The organism is Amycolatopsis sp. AA4, from assembly GCF_002796545.1.
GTDB lineage: Bacteria > Actinomycetota > Actinomycetes > Mycobacteriales > Pseudonocardiaceae > Amycolatopsis.
The window spans coordinates 4792550-4807379 of sequence record NZ_CP024894.1 but is presented as its reverse complement, the minus strand read 5'-3'; the positions used below and the strand labels follow the sequence as shown (position 1 = coordinate 4807379).

The 14830-nt window shown below is 71.5% G+C and carries 15 protein-coding genes; 12 read left to right on the top strand and 3 right to left on the bottom strand.

Annotated features, from left to right (window positions below; genetic code table 11):
- The first annotated feature begins 78 nt into the window (after positions 1–78).
- The 9 genes from CU254_RS22315 (at position 79) to CU254_RS22275 (ending at position 9596) form a co-directional block, all read left to right on the top strand.
- A complete protein-coding gene (locus CU254_RS22315) occupies positions 79–1779 on the top strand; it encodes a CTP synthase (protein WP_009079563.1) in 1701 nt (566 codons plus the stop codon).
- Positions 1776–2408 (top strand): NUDIX hydrolase, encoded by a 633-nt coding sequence (locus CU254_RS22310; RefSeq protein ID WP_009079561.1) that lies wholly within the window; start codon positions 1776–1778, stop codon positions 2406–2408. The genes CU254_RS22315 and CU254_RS22310 overlap by 4 nt, the downstream gene beginning before the upstream one ends.
- A gap of 40 nt (positions 2409–2448) precedes the next feature.
- Positions 2449–3381: a site-specific tyrosine recombinase XerD gene (xerD, locus tag CU254_RS22305; RefSeq protein WP_009079560.1), complete on the top strand. Its 933-nt coding sequence runs from the start codon at positions 2449–2451 to the stop codon at positions 3379–3381.
- A gap of 132 nt (positions 3382–3513) precedes the next feature.
- Complete coding sequence (locus tag CU254_RS22300) at positions 3514–4563, top strand: ParA family protein (RefSeq protein WP_009079558.1); 1050 nt, start codon at positions 3514–3516, stop codon at positions 4561–4563.
- Entirely contained in the window at positions 4560–4976 is a 417-nt protein-coding gene (locus tag CU254_RS22295) for a hypothetical protein (RefSeq protein WP_009079557.1), read from the top strand. Before CU254_RS22300 ends, CU254_RS22295 begins: the two co-directional genes overlap by 4 nt.
- The gene (locus tag CU254_RS22290) at positions 4976–5980 is read left to right on the top strand and encodes a ScpA family protein (protein ID WP_009079556.1); all 1005 of its coding nucleotides are present in this window, start codon (positions 4976–4978) and stop codon (positions 5978–5980) included. Before CU254_RS22295 ends, CU254_RS22290 begins: the two co-directional genes overlap by 1 nt.
- The gene (gene scpB / locus CU254_RS22285; protein ID WP_037714476.1) at positions 5977–6864 is read left to right on the top strand and encodes an SMC-Scp complex subunit ScpB; all 888 of its coding nucleotides are present in this window, start codon (positions 5977–5979) and stop codon (positions 6862–6864) included. The genes CU254_RS22290 and scpB overlap by 4 nt, the downstream gene beginning before the upstream one ends.
- Complete coding sequence (locus CU254_RS22280) at positions 6854–7606, top strand: pseudouridine synthase (RefSeq protein WP_009079554.1); 753 nt, start codon at positions 6854–6856, stop codon at positions 7604–7606. Before scpB ends, CU254_RS22280 begins: the two co-directional genes overlap by 11 nt.
- 88 nt (positions 7607–7694) lie before the next feature.
- Complete coding sequence (locus tag CU254_RS22275; protein WP_009079553.1) at positions 7695–9596, top strand: Xaa-Pro dipeptidyl-peptidase; 1902 nt, start codon at positions 7695–7697, stop codon at positions 9594–9596.
- A 78-nt stretch (positions 9597–9674) separates the two neighbouring features.
- Here CU254_RS22275 and CU254_RS22270 read toward each other — a convergent pair whose 3' ends face one another.
- From CU254_RS22270 to CU254_RS22260, 3 genes are read right to left on the bottom strand one after another with little or no spacing between them, the layout of a single operon-like run.
- Positions 9675–10865, bottom strand: coding sequence for a cation:proton antiporter (locus CU254_RS22270; protein ID WP_009079552.1), 1191 nt, complete (start codon positions 10863–10865; stop codon positions 9675–9677).
- Entirely contained in the window at positions 10865–11347 is a 483-nt protein-coding gene (locus CU254_RS22265; RefSeq protein ID WP_009079551.1) for a cation:proton antiporter regulatory subunit, read from the bottom strand. Before CU254_RS22265 ends, CU254_RS22270 begins: the two co-directional genes overlap by 1 nt.
- Positions 11348–11383: 36 nt before the next feature.
- On the bottom strand, positions 11384–11752 hold the full coding sequence (locus CU254_RS22260; RefSeq protein WP_009079550.1) for a DUF4267 domain-containing protein: 369 nt from the start codon (positions 11750–11752) through the stop codon (positions 11384–11386).
- A gap of 197 nt (positions 11753–11949) precedes the next feature.
- On the opposite strand from CU254_RS22260, the gene cmk reads away from it, so the two are divergent.
- From cmk to der, 3 genes are read left to right on the top strand one after another with little or no spacing between them, the layout of a single operon-like run.
- Positions 11950–12675: a (d)CMP kinase gene (gene cmk, locus CU254_RS22255; RefSeq protein WP_037714471.1), complete on the top strand. Its 726-nt coding sequence runs from the start codon at positions 11950–11952 to the stop codon at positions 12673–12675.
- Positions 12672–13328 (top strand): 1-acyl-sn-glycerol-3-phosphate acyltransferase, encoded by a 657-nt coding sequence (locus tag CU254_RS22250; RefSeq protein WP_009079548.1) that lies wholly within the window; start codon positions 12672–12674, stop codon positions 13326–13328. The genes cmk and CU254_RS22250 overlap by 4 nt, the downstream gene beginning before the upstream one ends.
- A 16-nt stretch (positions 13329–13344) precedes the next feature.
- A complete protein-coding gene (gene der / locus CU254_RS22245; RefSeq protein WP_009079547.1) occupies positions 13345–14826 on the top strand; it encodes a ribosome biogenesis GTPase Der in 1482 nt (493 codons plus the stop codon).
- The last annotated feature ends 4 nt before the right edge of the window (positions 14827–14830 follow it).

Below are 14830 nucleotides of genomic sequence, written 5' to 3'. Positions count from 1 at the left end.
CGCGGGCGAACCGATTCCGCCGCGCCGGGAAGAGGCGTCGGCGAGCGAACCGGCGGGAGTGGGATATGCTGGCGGCCCGTGGGACTTCAGTCGCGGGCTACCAAGTATGTCTTTGTCACCGGAGGCGTTGCCTCCTCTCTGGGTAAGGGTCTGACGGCGTCCAGCCTCGGACAGCTCCTCACCGCGCGCGGACTCCGCGTCACGATGCAGAAGCTCGACCCGTACCTCAATGTCGACCCCGGGACGATGAACCCGTTCCAGCACGGCGAGGTGTTCGTCACCGACGACGGCGCCGAGACCGACCTCGACATCGGGCACTACGAGCGCTTCCTCGACCGCTCTCTCGACGGCAAGGCGAACGTCACCACCGGACAGGTGTACTCGGAGGTGATCGCCAAGGAGCGCCGCGGCGAGTACCTCGGCGACACCGTCCAGGTGATCCCGCACATCACCGACGAGATCAAGGCGCGGATCACCGCCGCGGCCGGGCCGGACGAGAACGGCGTCGCGCCGGACGTGGTGATCACCGAGGTCGGCGGCACGGTCGGCGACATCGAATCGCTGCCGTTCCTCGAGGCGTGCCGCCAGGTCCGCCACGACGTCGGCCGCGACCAGTGCTTCTTCCTGCACGTGTCGCTCGTGCCGTACCTCGCCCCCTCGGGCGAGCTCAAGACCAAGCCGACCCAGCACTCGGTCGCCGCGCTGCGCAACATCGGCATCCAGCCGGACGCGCTGGTGTGCCGCGCGGACCGGGAGATCCCGGACGACCTCAAGCGCAAGATCGGCCTGATGTGCGACGTCGACACCGAGGCGGTCATCGCCTGCCCGGACGCGCGCTCGATCTACGACATCCCGAAGGTGCTGCACGGCGAGGCGCTCGACGCGTACGTGGTGCGCCGCCTCGGCCTGCCGTTCCGCGACGTCGACTGGACGGTGTGGGGCGACCTGCTCGACCGCGTGCACAACCCGAGCGAGATCGTCCGGGTCGCCGTGGTGGGCAAGTACATCGACCTGCCGGACGCGTACCTCTCGGTCACCGAGGCGCTGCGCGCGGGCGGGTTCGCGCACCGCGCCAAGGTCGAGATCGTCTGGGTCGCCTCGGACGACGCGCAGACCGAAGCGGGCGCGGCGTCCGTGCTGTCCGATGTGGACGGTGTACTGATCCCCGGCGGGTTCGGCATCCGCGGCATCGAGGGCAAGGTCGGCGCGATCCACTACGCGCGCACGCACGGCGTGCCGCTGCTCGGGCTGTGCCTCGGCCTGCAGTGCATGGTCATCGAGAGCGCCCGGAACCTGGCCGGCATCGAGGGCGCGAACTCGGCCGAGTTCGACGAGACCACCAAGCACGCGGTGATCTCGACCATGGCCGACCAGCGCGACGTCGTCGCGGGCGAGCGGGACATGGGCGGCACGATGCGGCTCGGCGCGTACCCGGCGAAGCTCAAGCCGGGTTCGCAGGTGGCCAAGGCGTACGGCACCACCGAGGTGTCCGAGCGGCACCGGCACCGCTACGAGGTGAACAACGCCTACCGCAAGCAGATCGGCGACGCGGGGCTCGTGTTTTCCGGCACCTCGCCGGACGACCGGCTGGTCGAGTTCGTCGAACTGCCCGCGGACGTGCACCCGTTCTTCGTGGGCACCCAGGCGCACCCCGAGCTGAAGAGCCGCCCCACCCGGCCGCACCCGCTGTTCAGCGCGTTCGTGAAGGCGGTCGTGGACCGCAAGGTCGCCGAGCGGCTCCCGGTCGAACTGCCCGAGACGCCCGTGGCGGCTCGGTGAGCGCGCCCGGCACGCACGAGTTCTCCGTCGCCGGCAGCACGGTCGTCCACGTGGGACGCGTCGTCGGCCTCCGGGTCGACGACGTCGTGATGCCCGGCGGGGAGACCGCCAAGCGCGAGGTGGTCGAACACCTCGGCGCGGTGGTGATCGCGGCGCTGGACAGCGAGGACAACGTCACCCTCGTGCACCAGTACCGGCATCCGCTCGGGCGCCGGCTGTGGGAGCTGCCCGCCGGGCTGATCGACAAACCGGGGGAGGACCCGGTCGAGGCGGCCCGGCGCGAGCTGGCCGAGGAGGCCGGGCTGGCGGCGGGCCGCTGGGAGACGCTGGTCGACGTCGCGGCCTCGCCCGGGTTCACCGACGAGGTGGTGCGCGTCTTCCTCGCCCGCGATGTGTCCGAAGTGGACCGCGAGGTGCTCGGGGACGAGGAAGCCGACCTGGTGGTGCGGAAATTCCCGCTCGCCGAGGCGGTCCGGATGGCGCTGGCGGGCGAGCTGGTCAACGGCGCGACCGTCTCGGGCGTGCTGTCCGCGCACGCGGTCGTGACCGGGGCGGCCCGGACTCGCCCGGCCGACGCGCCGTGGCAGGACCGGCCGACTCGGTTCGCCCGCCGACTGGCCGAGGGCTGAGTTTCCGGATTCTGTCGGGGTGCCGCCTTAGAGTGGCGGCGTGAATAACGCGGGTGTCGAGGTGCGGGGCGCGATCGCCACGTACCTCGACCACCTCGTCGTCGAACGCGGCACCGCCCGCAACACCCTCGACAGCTACTCCCGCGACCTCCGCCGCTACGCCGCCCACCTGGAAGCGGCGGGCGTCGTGCGGCTGGCCGAGGTCACGCCCGCGCACGTCACGTCGTTCGGGGCCGCGCTGCGCGAGGGCGACGAGGAACACCAGCCGCTGGCCGCGTCGTCGGCCGCGCGGGCGCTGGTCGCCGTCCGAGGGCTGCACAAGTTCGCGCACGCCGACGGCCTCACCGAACACGACCCGGCCCGCGACGTCCGTCCGCCCGCCGCGGCGAAACGGCTGCCCAAGGCGCTGCCGGTCGCGGACGTCCTCAAGCTGCTCGACACTCCGCCGCGGGACGGCGAACGCGCCCTGCGCGACCGCGCGCTGCTGGAGCTGCTCTACTCGACCGGAGCCCGGATTTCCGAGGCGGTCGGCCTCGACGTGGACGACGTGGACGACACCGAGCGCACCGTCCTGCTCGACGGCAAGGGCGGCAAACAACGGCTGGTGCCGATCGGCCGTCCCGCGCTCGAAGCGCTCGACGCGTACCTCGTGCGCGCCCGCCCGGCGCTCGCCGCGAACGGCCGGGGCACGTCGGCGATCTTCCTCAACGCCCGCGGCAGCCGGCTCTCCCGGCAAAGCGCGTGGCAGGTGCTCAAGGACACCGCCGAACGGGCCGGGATCACCGCCGCGGTGTCGCCGCACACCCTGCGCCACTCGTTCGCGACCCACCTGCTCGAGGGCGGCGCGGACGTCCGGGTGGTGCAGGAACTGCTCGGCCACGCCTCGGTGACCACGACCCAGGTGTACACGCTCGTCACGGTCACGACGCTGCGCGAGGTCTACGCCACCGCGCATCCGCGCGCCCTCGGCTGAACCCGCGGCGCGGTCAAGGGCCTTCCCACGCTGCGGTGACTCGGCCCGTGCGGCCCGGCGCGGCGCTTTGCCGGTGCTCCGGAAATCCGCATAGGCTGCGCCAGACCCCGCCGAACAAGGAGCTTTCGCGCCATGTCGACACCGACCCCGAACCAGCCGGAGGACCCGGCAGCGTCGCCCGGGCCCGCCGCGCCAGCAGGGCCGTCCGGGTCCGCCGGGTCTTCCGGTTCGGCCGCGGCGAACCTCGAGCACGCGCGGATCGCCACGCCGGCCGACCACGAGGGCGACGAGCCGGAACGGCCGATGACCCGCGGCGAACGCGCCCGGATGCGGGCGAAGGAGCGCGCGGAGAGCGGGATCGGGCCGACCGGCCGCCCGCTGCGCGAGATCCCCGAGCCGCCGCCGCTGGAGCGGCACGGCCCGGCGAAGGTGCTCGCCATGTGCAACCAGAAGGGCGGGGTCGGCAAGACCACGTCCACGATCAACCTGGGCGCCGCGCTCGCCGAATGCGGCCGCCGCGTGCTGCTGGTCGACTTCGACCCGCAGGGCGCGCTGTCGGTCGGCCTCGGCATCCAGCCGCACGAACTGGACCAGACGGTCTACAACGTCATCATGGAGCGCTCGGTCAAGATCGAGGACGTGCTCCGCAAAACCCGCGTCGACGGCGTTGACCTGCTGCCGAGCAACATCGACCTGTCCGCGGCGGAGGTCCAGCTCGTCGCAGAGGTAGGGCGCGAGCACACGTTGTTACGGGTCCTTCGTCCGGTGATGAACGACTACGACTATGTTCTTGTCGACTGCCAGCCCTCGCTCGGCCTGTTGACGGTGAACGCATTGACCGCCGCGGACGGTGTGATCATCCCCCTGGAGTGCGAGTTCTTCAGTCTGCGAGGCGTCGCGCTCCTGATCGACACGATCGAGAAGGTGCAGGAACGCCTCAACCCCAAACTGGACATCACGGGGATTCTCGCCACGATGTACGACCCGAGAACCCTGCACTCGAAGGAGGTCATGGCTCGCGTGGTCGAGGCATTCGGCGAGACCGTGTTCGACACGGTGATCAACCGCACCGTCCGGTTCCCCGAGACGACGGTCGCGGGCGAACCCATCACGACCTGGGCCCCCAAGTCCGCCGGCGCCGCGGCCTACCGCGCGCTGGCCCGCGAGGTGATCGCTCGGTGAGCAGGCGCGCTTCCCTGCCCGGAGCGTCGGAGCTTTTCCGCCTCACCTCCAGTCCGGCGACCCCCGCCCTCGAACGCCCCGCCGTGCCCGCCCCGGCGGAACCGGTGCAGCGCGCCGCGAAGCCCGCGGGCGGCGCGGAGGCCGAGCAGCTGGCCCGCAACGCGGCGCGCAGCGGGTCCGGGCGCACCAAGCACGACGCGAAGATCACCGTGTACGTCTCCGGCGAGGAACTGCTCGCGATGGAGCAGGCCCGGCTGAACCTGCGCGCCAAGCACGACCTGGTGGTCGACCGCGGCAGGCTGGTCCGCGAGGCGGTCGCCGTGCTGCTGGCCGACTTCGACCAGCGCGGCGAGGAGTCGGTGCTGGTGCAGCGATTGCGGGCGAGCGGCGAGGACGGCGGAACCGAGGGCTGATGGACGAACCGGCATCGGCCGAGCTGCCGGAGCCGGAAGCGGCGGTCTCGGAAAACGTCTCGGAGAACACCGAAAGCACCGCTGGCTCGGAGAGCGCTGAGGGTGCGGACAGCCCCGCGGTCCCGGAGACCCCGGAGGCTCCGGCCCAGCACGAGACGGTGCACGGCGGCACCATCCCCGAGGGGTACGCCGCCGAGGAGGGCTCCTCGAAGTTCAAGGTGCGGCTGCAGAACTTCGAGGGCCCGTTCGACCTGCTGCTGCAGCTGATCTCGCAGCACCAGCTGGACGTCACCGAGGTCGCCCTGCACACGGTCACCGACGACTTCATCGCCTACACGCGCGCGCTCGGCCCGGACTGGAACCTCGACGAGACCACCGAGTTCCTGGTGATCGCGGCGACCCTGCTCGACCTGAAGGCCGCCCGGCTGCTGCCCGCGGCCGAGGTCGAGAACGAGGACGACCTGGCCCTGCTGGAAGCCCGCGACGTGCTGTTCGCGCGGATGCTGCAGTACCGCGCGTACAAGCAGGTGGCCGCGCTGTTCGGCGAGCTGGAGGAGAACGCGCTGCGCCGGTACCCCCGGTCGGTGGCGCTGGAGGAGCGCTACCTCGGGCTGCTGCCGGAGGTGATGCTGGGCGTCACGCCGGAGCGGTTCGCGGAGATCGCGGTCGCGGTGTTCCGGCCGAAACCGCCGCCGCAGGTGTCGATCGCGCACATCCACATGGGACGCGTGTCCGTGCGCGAGCACGCCGCGCTGCTGCGGGTGAAGCTCGCCGAGGCCGGGCAGGCGACGTTCAAGGAACTGACCTCGGACTGCGAGCACACGGTCGAGGTCGTGGCCCGGTTCCTCGCGCTGCTGGAGCTGTACCGCGAATCGTCGGTGCAGTTCGACCAGCTGGAGGCACTGGCGGAACTGCACGTCCGCTGGACCGGCGGCAGCGTGGCCGAGGCGTCCGCCGCCGCCGAGCAGGACCGCGCGGCGGCCGAGGAGGAGGAATACGGGTGAGCACCGAAGACGACCGCGCACCGGAGCGGGAGGAGACCCCGCGGGCTCCGGACGCGCCGGAGGCTCCGGCGGACGAGGCTCAGGTCGAGGCCGAAGAGGAGGCCGCGGCCGAGCCGGTCGAGGCGGCCGGGAGCGAGCCGGAAACCGTGCCGCAGCCGGAAAACGAGGCCGAGGCGGAAGCCGCCGACGCCGACGAGCCGGAGTCCGAAGCCGCGGAGCCTGCCGCGGCCGAGCCGGAAGCCGAAGCCGGGCCGGAGGGCGAAGCCGCTCCCGAAGCGGAGCCGGAAGCCGAGCCGTCCGACGACGAAGGCCTGGTCGCCGTGGACAGCGGCCTGCCCAGCGTCGAGGACGACGAGGCGCTGGAGGCCGCGCTCGAAGCGCTGCTGCTCGTCGTGGATTCGCCGATCGGGGAGGATTCCCTCGCCGAAACGCTGGACCAGCCGGTCGCCCGGGTGACCGTCGCGCTGCGCACGATGGCGCAGAAGTTCGCCGAGCGGGCCAGCGGGATCGACCTGCGGCGCGTCGGCGAAGGGTGGCGGTTCTACACTAGGGACACCTACGCCCCGTTCGTGGAGAAGCTCCTGCTGGACGGCCAGCGGTCGAAGCTGACCAGGGCCGCGCTGGAGAGCCTCGCCGTGATCGCGTACCGGCAGCCGGTCACCCGGGCCCGGGTCGCGGCGGTGCGCGGGGTGAACGTGGACGGCGTGATCCGGACCCTGCTGGCGCGGGGGCTCATCGAGGAGATGGGCACCGACCCGGAGACCACGGGCACGCTGTACGTGACGACCGAGCTGTTCCTGGAGCGACTGGGGCTGTCGTCGCTGAACGACCTGCCCCCGATCGCTCCGCTGCTACCCGAAGTGGACACCATCGATGACATCTGAGCAGCACCCCGACGGCATCCGCCTGCAGAAGGTCCTGTCGCAGGCCGGCGTGGCGTCGCGCCGCGCGGCCGAGGACCTGATCGCGGCCGGCCGCGTGGAGGTGGACGGCGAGGTCGTCACCGAGCTGGGCCGCCGCGTGCATCCGGACGAGGCGGTGATCCACGTCGACGGCACGCGGGTCAACCTCCGCGACGACCTCGTGTACCTCGCGTTCAACAAGCCCAAGGGCGTGCACTCCACGATGTCCGACGACCGGGGCCGCCCGTGCGTCGGCGACTACCTGCGCGGCCGGTGGGAGGAGACCCCGGGCGTCGTGCACGTCGGGCGGCTCGACGAGAACACCGAGGGCCTGCTGCTGCTGACCAACGACGGAGACCTGGGGCACCGGCTGATGCACCCGTCGTACCGGGTGCTCAAGACCTACTTCGCGGAGGTCGAGGGCCTGGTGCCGCGCGGGCTCGGCAAGGAGCTGCGCGCGGGCTGGGAGCTGCCGGACGGGATCGTGAAGGTCGACCAGTTCCGGGTCAAGGACATGCATTCCGGCCGGAGCATGATCGAGCTGGTGATCCACGAGGGACGCAAGCACATCGTGCGCAGGCTGATGGCGGCCACCGGGCATCCGGTGCGCAAGCTGGTGCGCACCGCGGTCGGCGACGTGCAGCTGGGCAACCAGCGCCAGGGCACGATCCGCAGGCTGAACCGCGGCGAGGTGGGCGCGCTGTACCGCACCGTGGGACTCTGACCGGTTCCCCACTTTCGGCCCTGCTGCGGGTCCCGCCGTCCCGGCCAGAGTTGTCGGCACCCGACGACGACTCTGGAGGGCGACGGGAATGCGTGTGCTGACAGGGCTGTGCGCCGCCGCGGTGCTGGCCGCGGGAGTGGTGGTGCCGGCGGCCGCGACGGCCGCCCCGGCGAGAACCGCGACGGAGCCGCAGTACGACTACGCCGGGGCGATCCGCGAAACGGTGTGGGTCGACCTCGGCCGGGACGGCGACGGGGACGGCGTGCCGGACCGGGTCGCCGCGGACATCGTGCGGCCGAAGGAACCGGCCGAGGCGGGCAAGAAGATCCCGGTGATCATGGACGCCAGCCCGTACTACTCCTCGGTGGGGCGCGGCAACGAAACCCAGTTCAAGACATACGACGCGCAGGGCCGCCCGGTCGGCTTCCCGCTGTTCTACGACAACTACTTCGTGCCGCGCGGGTACGCGGTGGTGCTCGTGGACCTGGCGGGCACCAGCCGGTCGACCGGCTGCGTGGACGTCGGCGGCAATTCGGACGTCCAGTCCGCCAAGAAGGTCGTCGACTGGCTGAACGGCCGCGCGACCGGCTACACCGCGAAGACCGGCGGCACGAAAATGTCCGCGGGCTGGAGCGACGGCGGCGTCGGGATGATCGGCAAGTCCTACGACGGCACCATCGCCAACGGCGTCGCCTCGACCGGCGTCGAGGGGCTCAAGACCATCGTCCCGATCTCCGCGATCAGCTCCTGGTACGACTACTACCGCTCGGACGGCGTGTCGTTCGGCTTCAACCCGGACGGGCTCGCGCAGACCGTCGAGCGGCGCAACGGCGGCCAGGATTGCTCGGCGCAGAACCGGAAACTCGCCGCAGGCGCGACCGAGAACGGCGACTACGGTCCGCTGTGGGCGGAACGCGACTACGTGGCGAACGCGAAGAACGTGCGCGCCAGCGTGTTCATCTCGCACGGCGTGAACGACCTCAACGTCATGCCGATCAACTACGGCCAATGGTGGGACGCGCTCGCCGCGAAGGGCGTGCAGCGCAAGATCTGGCTCGCGCAGACCGGCCACGTCGACCCGTTCGACTACCGCCGCACCGAATGGGTCGACACCCTGCACCGGTGGTTCGACCACTACCTGATGGGCATCGACAACGGCGTCGACAAGGAACCGATGGCGACCGTCGAACGCCAGCCGGACCAGTGGGTCAACGAAGCGACCTACCCGGCTCCGGGCACGAAGGAGACCGTGTTGCGGCCGCAGCCGGGCCGCACGCCTGGGGTCGGCACGCTCGGCACCGCGGGCGGCCGGGGCAGCGCGTCGTTCACCGACAACCCGAAGATCGGGGAGAACGAGTGGGCGGCGGATCCGTCGGCCGCGTCGGCGAACCGGGTCCTCTACAGCACCGCCGCGCTCACTGCGCCGGTGCAGGTTTCGGGCACCTCGTCGATCACCGTGACGGCCACGCCGAGCACTTCGACCGCGCACCTGTCGGCGATGCTGGTGGACTACGGGCCGGCGAAGATCCGGAATTTCTCGGGCCCCGGCGAGGGAATCGTGACCGGCACGGACCGCACGTGCTGGGGTTCGAGCACCGACGGCGACAGCGCTTGCTACAAGGTGACCAGCGCGGACACGACGAACGTGGACTACACGATCATCAGCCGAGGCTGGGCGGACCTGGCGAATTACCAGTCGCTGAGCCGGGAAGCGCGGCTCACGCCGGGCAAGGCGTACACGATGACGTTCCGTCTCGCGAGCACCGACCACATCGTCCCGGCCGGGCACCGGCTGGCGCTGGTGATCGGCGGGACGGACGCTAATTTCATCACCGCGCCCGCGAATCCGCCGAAGCTGACCATCGACCTGGCCAAGACCTCGGCCCGGATCCCGCTGGTCGGCGCGGTTCCGGCGCGTCCGCGGACGGAATCCGCCCCGGCGGGTCCGCTCGCGCACGTGCCCGCTGCCGCGCGCTTCGACCTGCGCTGACAAAGTCCGTGAAGGACTCATTGAGGGAATCTGATTCCCTCAATGAGTCCTTCACGGACCATTCGCCCAACCAGGACGTCAGTTGGCGGTGACGGTTTCCTTCGCGGCCGCCTTGCGCTGCAAGGCTTTCGCGACCGGCTCGACCACTCGCGCCGCGGTCGGGCCGAGAATCGCCATCAGCAACACGTACGCCGTAGCCAACGCCGCCAGCTCCCCGTCGACCGCCCCAGCCGCAACTGCCAGCCCCGCGATCACGATCGAAAACTCGCCCCGCGCAACCAAAGCCGCCCCGGCTCGAGCCCGGCCGAGCCGCCCGATTTTCTGCCGACGCGCGGCCCACCAGCCGGTGGCCACCTTCGTCAGCGTCGTCACGACCGCGAGCACCGCGGCCCAGCCCAGCACCGGCGGGATCGACGCCGGGTTGGTGTTCAGCCCGAACACCACGAAGAACATCGCGGCGAACAAGTCCCGCAAGGGTTCCAGCAGCCGGGTCGCGTTGTGCGCGGTCGAGCCGGACACCGCGATGCCGAGCAGGAACGCCCCGACCGCCGCCGAAACCTGCAGCGCCGACGCGATCCCGGCCACCAGCAGCGCCGCGCCGAGGATCTTGAGCAGGAACACTTCCCGGTCGTCGCTGTCCACCAGTGCCGAGACGTACCGGCCGAACTTCAGCGCGATCACCAGCACCACGGTGATCACCAGCAGCGAAATGCCGACCGCTTCCAGCCCGCCGAGCAGGCTCACCCCGCCCAGGATCGCGGTGAGGATCGGCAGGTACAGCGCCATCACGAGGTCCTCGAACACGAGGATCGACAGCACCACCGGCGTTTCGCGGTTGCCGAGCCGGCCGAGGTCGCCGAGGACCTTCGCGATGATGCCGGACGACGAGATGTACGTGACGCCCGCCATGACGATCGCGCCGATCGGGCCCCAGCCCAGGATCAGCGCGACCGCGGCGCCGGGCGCGGCGTTGAGCACGATGTCCACCAGCCCGGCGGTCCACGACCGCCGCATGCCGGTGAACAGCTCGGCCGCGGAGTACTCCAGGCCGAGCAGGAGAAGCAGCAGCACCACGCCGATTTCGCTGGCGAGGTGGGAGAAATCGCCGATGTCGGCGAGCGGGATCAGGCCGCCGGAGCCGAAGCACAGGCCGCCGAGCAGGTACAGGGGGATGGGGGAGAGGCCGATCCGGCCGGCGAGCCTGCCCAGCGCGCCGAGCACGAAGAAGACCGCGCCGAGTTCGATCAGCGAAAGTGCGGTGTGGTCCATCAGCCGTGCTTGAGGATCTTGGCGGCGGCCTCCAGGCCCTCGGACGTGCCGACGACGACGAGCAGGTCGCCCGCGGTGAAGAGGAAGTCCGGCGTCGGCGACGGGTGCACCTGCCCGGCCCGCATCACCGCGACGATCGAGACGCTGGTGCGCGTGCGCATCGCGGTGTCGCCGAGCGAACGGCCGTCGAACGGGCTGTCCGCGGTGATCGGCAGCTGCTTCGTGTTGATCCCCGGCAGCTCGCGGTGCTCCTCGTTCAGCTGCGCCACCAGCTGCGGCGCGCCGAGCAGGTTCGAGAGCGCGCCCGCCTCGTCCGCGGTCAGCGGCAGCGACGCGAGGCAGGCGTCCGGGTCGTCCGATTTGGAGACGATCAGCTCGATCTTGCCGTCCCGCTGGGTGACGACGCCGATGCGGCGTCCCGCGCGGGTGGCGAAGTCCTTGCGGACACCGATTCCGGGAAGAGGGGTGACTTCGACGTTCACGTCCGCCACGGTAACTCATTGTCCGATTCGCGGAGTTCAGCCCAGCAGGAGCAGCACCGAGGTGACGGCCATGAGCGCGGCGGTCGCGCCGTGCACGCCGTAGGCCATTCCCTTCCTGCCCTTGTGCCGCAGGACGATCAGCATGTCGCAGACCGGCATGACGGTCGCGGCCAGCAGCAGCCAGCCGACGAGGTGCGCGCTGCCCGCGAGCATCGCGACGCCGAGGATCAGCCCGGTGCCGAGGTCGCGGTCTCCCTTGATCTCGAAGAACGCCGTCGAGCCGGTGGGGATTTCCCGCAGGCCGAACGTCGCGGCGGTCTTCGCCGGGGCGAACAGATAGGTGAAGCCGACGTAGATGATCCCGAGCACGGGGACGGCGGCGAGGACGTAAGCGGCGATCAGCATGGGGGACCCTCCGAGGAAGTTAGCGGCGCTAGAAACAAGTGCAACGCTAACTTAGCGCCGCTAGGTTGTCTAGCGTCGAATGGGAGTCCGCCGTGGACACCGCCTGAGGTGCCGGGACCGGCTACCGGCAGAATGAACCGGACCGGGAGTGCGGGACGAACGTGAGGAGAACATCGGTGACGGGAGCCCTACGTGGGGTGGTCGCGCTGGACGGCCCGTCGGGAACCGGCAAGACCACGGTGGCGCGCAAGCTCGCCGGCCGGCTGAGCGCCCGCTACCTGGACACCGGGGCGATGTACCGCGTCGTCACGCTGGCGGTGCTGCGCGCCGGGATCGACCTCGCCGACGAACACGCGGTCGGCGCGCTCGCGCACGACGTCGACTTCTCGCTCGGCACCGACCCGGAGCGGCCGGACGTCCGGCTGGCCGGCGAGGACGTGGCCGCCGAGATCCGCGGCCCCGAGGTGACCGGCGCGGTGTCGCCGGTGTCGGCCGTGCCGCAGGTGCGCGAGGTGCTCGTCGCCCGCCAGCGCCGGATGATCGCCGACGCGGTCGAGGGCGACGGCGGGATCGTCGTGGAGGGCCGCGACATCGGCACCACCGTCGCGCCGGACGCGCCGCTCAAGGTTTATCTGACCGCCTCGGCCGAGGTCCGCGCCGCGCGGCGGAACACCCAGGACTCCGCGGCGGGACGCGCTTCGAGCGTCGAATCCGCCCGCGAATCGGTCGAGCGCCGCGACCGGATCGACTCCACCCGCGCCGCCTCTCCGCTGCGCGCGGCCGGGGACGCGGTCCAGGTGGACACCTCCGAGCTGACGATCGACCAGGTCATCGTCGCGCTGGCCGAACTCGCCCGCGGCCGGGGGCTGCTCGGCGACTGCCCGGCCGAACCGGCCGCGGCCGAGGCCGGGGTCAGCCGGTGAGCGGCGCCCTTCCCGAGGGTGCGCACGGGCTCCTGCTCGACATCGGGCGGACGGCGGGCCGGTATTATCTGCGTCCGGCGTTCCGGATCCGGGTGCACGGCCGCGACCGGGTGCCCTCGGACGGGCCGCTCGTCGTGATCGCGAACCACAGCTCGAACGTCGATCCGCAGCTGGTGATCGGAATGCTTCCGAGGCGCAGCGCGTTCTTGGCGAAGGCCGAACTGTTCAAGGGGATCGGCGGCTGGTTCCTGCGGGCGATCGGCCAGATCCCGGTCCGCCGGGGCGAGATCGACCGGACGCCGCTGACCACGGCGGTCGGCGTGCTCAAAGCGGGCGGGGCGGTCGGGATCTTCCCGGAAGGCACTCGCGGCGAGGGCGACGTCGGGGCCGCCGAACGCGGCGCGGCGTGGCTCGTGCGCGCTTCCGGGGCCACGGTGCTGCCGGTGGCGATCCGCGGGACGCGCAAGCCCGCCGACGGCAGACGCCGGTGGCGCCCGCGCGTGGACCTCCTCTTCGGGGAGCCGTTCGCGCTGAAGGTCGGTCCGGGCCGCAAGGGCCTGGACCAGGGCACTGAAGAGCTGCGCACGCAGCTGTCGGCGCTTGTACAGGCTTTGGACGACTGGCGGGGCGAACACGGGTTCGCCACGCCGTAGGTGAAGTTGGGAAACGATGACAGGGTTTGACGCCGCCGACAGCTCGGTGGACGGTCTCGGCGAGGTCGACGGAAGCTGGTCGGACGAGTCCGAGTTCGCCGCGCTCGACGCGCAGATCGAGGCCGAGGAGGCCGAGGGCCGCGCCGCCGCCGCGCAGCCGGTGCTCGCCGTGGTCGGCAGGCCGAACGTGGGCAAGTCCACGCTGGTCAACCGCATCCTCGGCCGCCGGGAAGCGGTCGTGCAGGACGTGCCGGGCGTGACGCGCGACCGCGTCGCCTACGACGCGTTCTGGGCCGGGCGGCGGTTCACGCTCGTCGACACCGGCGGCTGGGAGCCCGACGCCACCGGCCTGCAGGCCTCGGTCGCGCAGCAGGCCGAGATGGCCATGCAGACCGCGGACGCGGTGCTGCTGGTGGTCGACGCGACGGTCGGGGCCACCGCCACCGACGAGGCCGTCGCGCGCGTGCTGCGCCGGTCGAAGAAGCCGGTCCTGCTGGCCGCGAACAAGGTGGACGACGACCGGCTGCTGGCCGACACCGCGTCGCTGTGGTCGCTGGGCCTCGGCGAACCGCATCCGGTCAGCGCGCTGCACGGCCGCAGCTCGGGCGACCTGCTCGACTCCATCATGGCCGCGCTGCCCGAGGCGCCGCGCGAAGCCGGCACGGCGACCGCCGGGCCGCGCCGCGTCGCGCTGGTCGGCAAGCCGAACGTCGGCAAGTCCAGCCTGCTCAACCGGCTTTCCGGCGAGCAGCGCTCGGTCGTCGACTCGGTCGCGGGCACCACGGTCGACCCGGTCGACTCGCTGGTCGAGCTGGACGGCGAGATCTGGCGGTTCGTGGACACCGCGGGCCTGCGCAAGCGCGTCAACTTCGCCGACGGCGCGGAGTACTACGCCTCGCTGCGCACGAAGACCGCGATCGACGCGGCCGAGGTCGCGCTCGTGCTGCTGGACGCCTCCGAACCGCTGACCGAACAGGACCTGCGGGTGCTGACGATGGTGGTCGAGGCGGGCCGCGCGTGCGTGCTCGTGTTCAACAAATGGGACCTGGTCGACGAGGACCGCCGGTACGCCATGGTGCGCGAGCTGGACCGCGGCCTCGTGCGGGTGCCGTGGGCGGAGAAGGTCAACGTCTCCGCGCTGACCGGGCGCGCGGTGCGCAAGCTCGCGCCCGCCCTGCGCACGGCGCTGGCGTCGTGGGACCAGCGCGTGTCGACCGGCCAGCTCAACGGCTGGCTGTCCGACCTCGTCGCGGCGACGCCGCCGCCGGTGCGCGGCGGCAAGCAGCCGAAGGTGCTGTTCGCGACGCAGGCGGGCATCCGCCCGCCGACGCTGGTGCTGTTCACCACCGGGTTCCTCGAGGCCGGGTACCGCCGGTTCATCGAGCGGAAATTCCGCGAGCAGTTCGGCTTCGCGGGCAGTCCCGTCCGGGTGAATGTGCGCGTCCGCGAAAAGAAGCAGAAGCCGAAGGCGGGCGGAAAAGCGGCCCGCAACCGCTGATTCC

Bases quoted from the DNA above. Each gene is read 5' to 3' on its own strand.
- CU254_RS22300 (WP_009079558.1), top strand. From the start codon at position 3,514: ATGTCGACACCGACCCCGAACCAGCCGGAGGACCCGGCAGCGTCGCCC.
- CU254_RS22280 (WP_009079554.1), top strand. From the start codon at position 6,854: ATGACATCTGAGCAGCACCCCGACGGCATCCGCCTGCAGAAGGTCCTG.
- CU254_RS22275 (WP_009079553.1), top strand. From the start codon at position 7,695: ATGCGTGTGCTGACAGGGCTGTGCGCCGCCGCGGTGCTGGCCGCGGGA.
- der (WP_009079547.1), top strand. From the start codon at position 13,345: ATGACAGGGTTTGACGCCGCCGACAGCTCGGTGGACGGTCTCGGCGAG.
- CU254_RS22270 (WP_009079552.1), bottom strand. From the start codon at position 10,865: ATGGACCACACCGCACTTTCGCTGATCGAACTCGGCGCGGTCTTCTTC.
- CU254_RS22290 (WP_009079556.1), top strand. From the start codon at position 4,976: ATGGACGAACCGGCATCGGCCGAGCTGCCGGAGCCGGAAGCGGCGGTC.
- CU254_RS22260 (WP_009079550.1), bottom strand. From the start codon at position 11,752: ATGCTGATCGCCGCTTACGTCCTCGCCGCCGTCCCCGTGCTCGGGATC.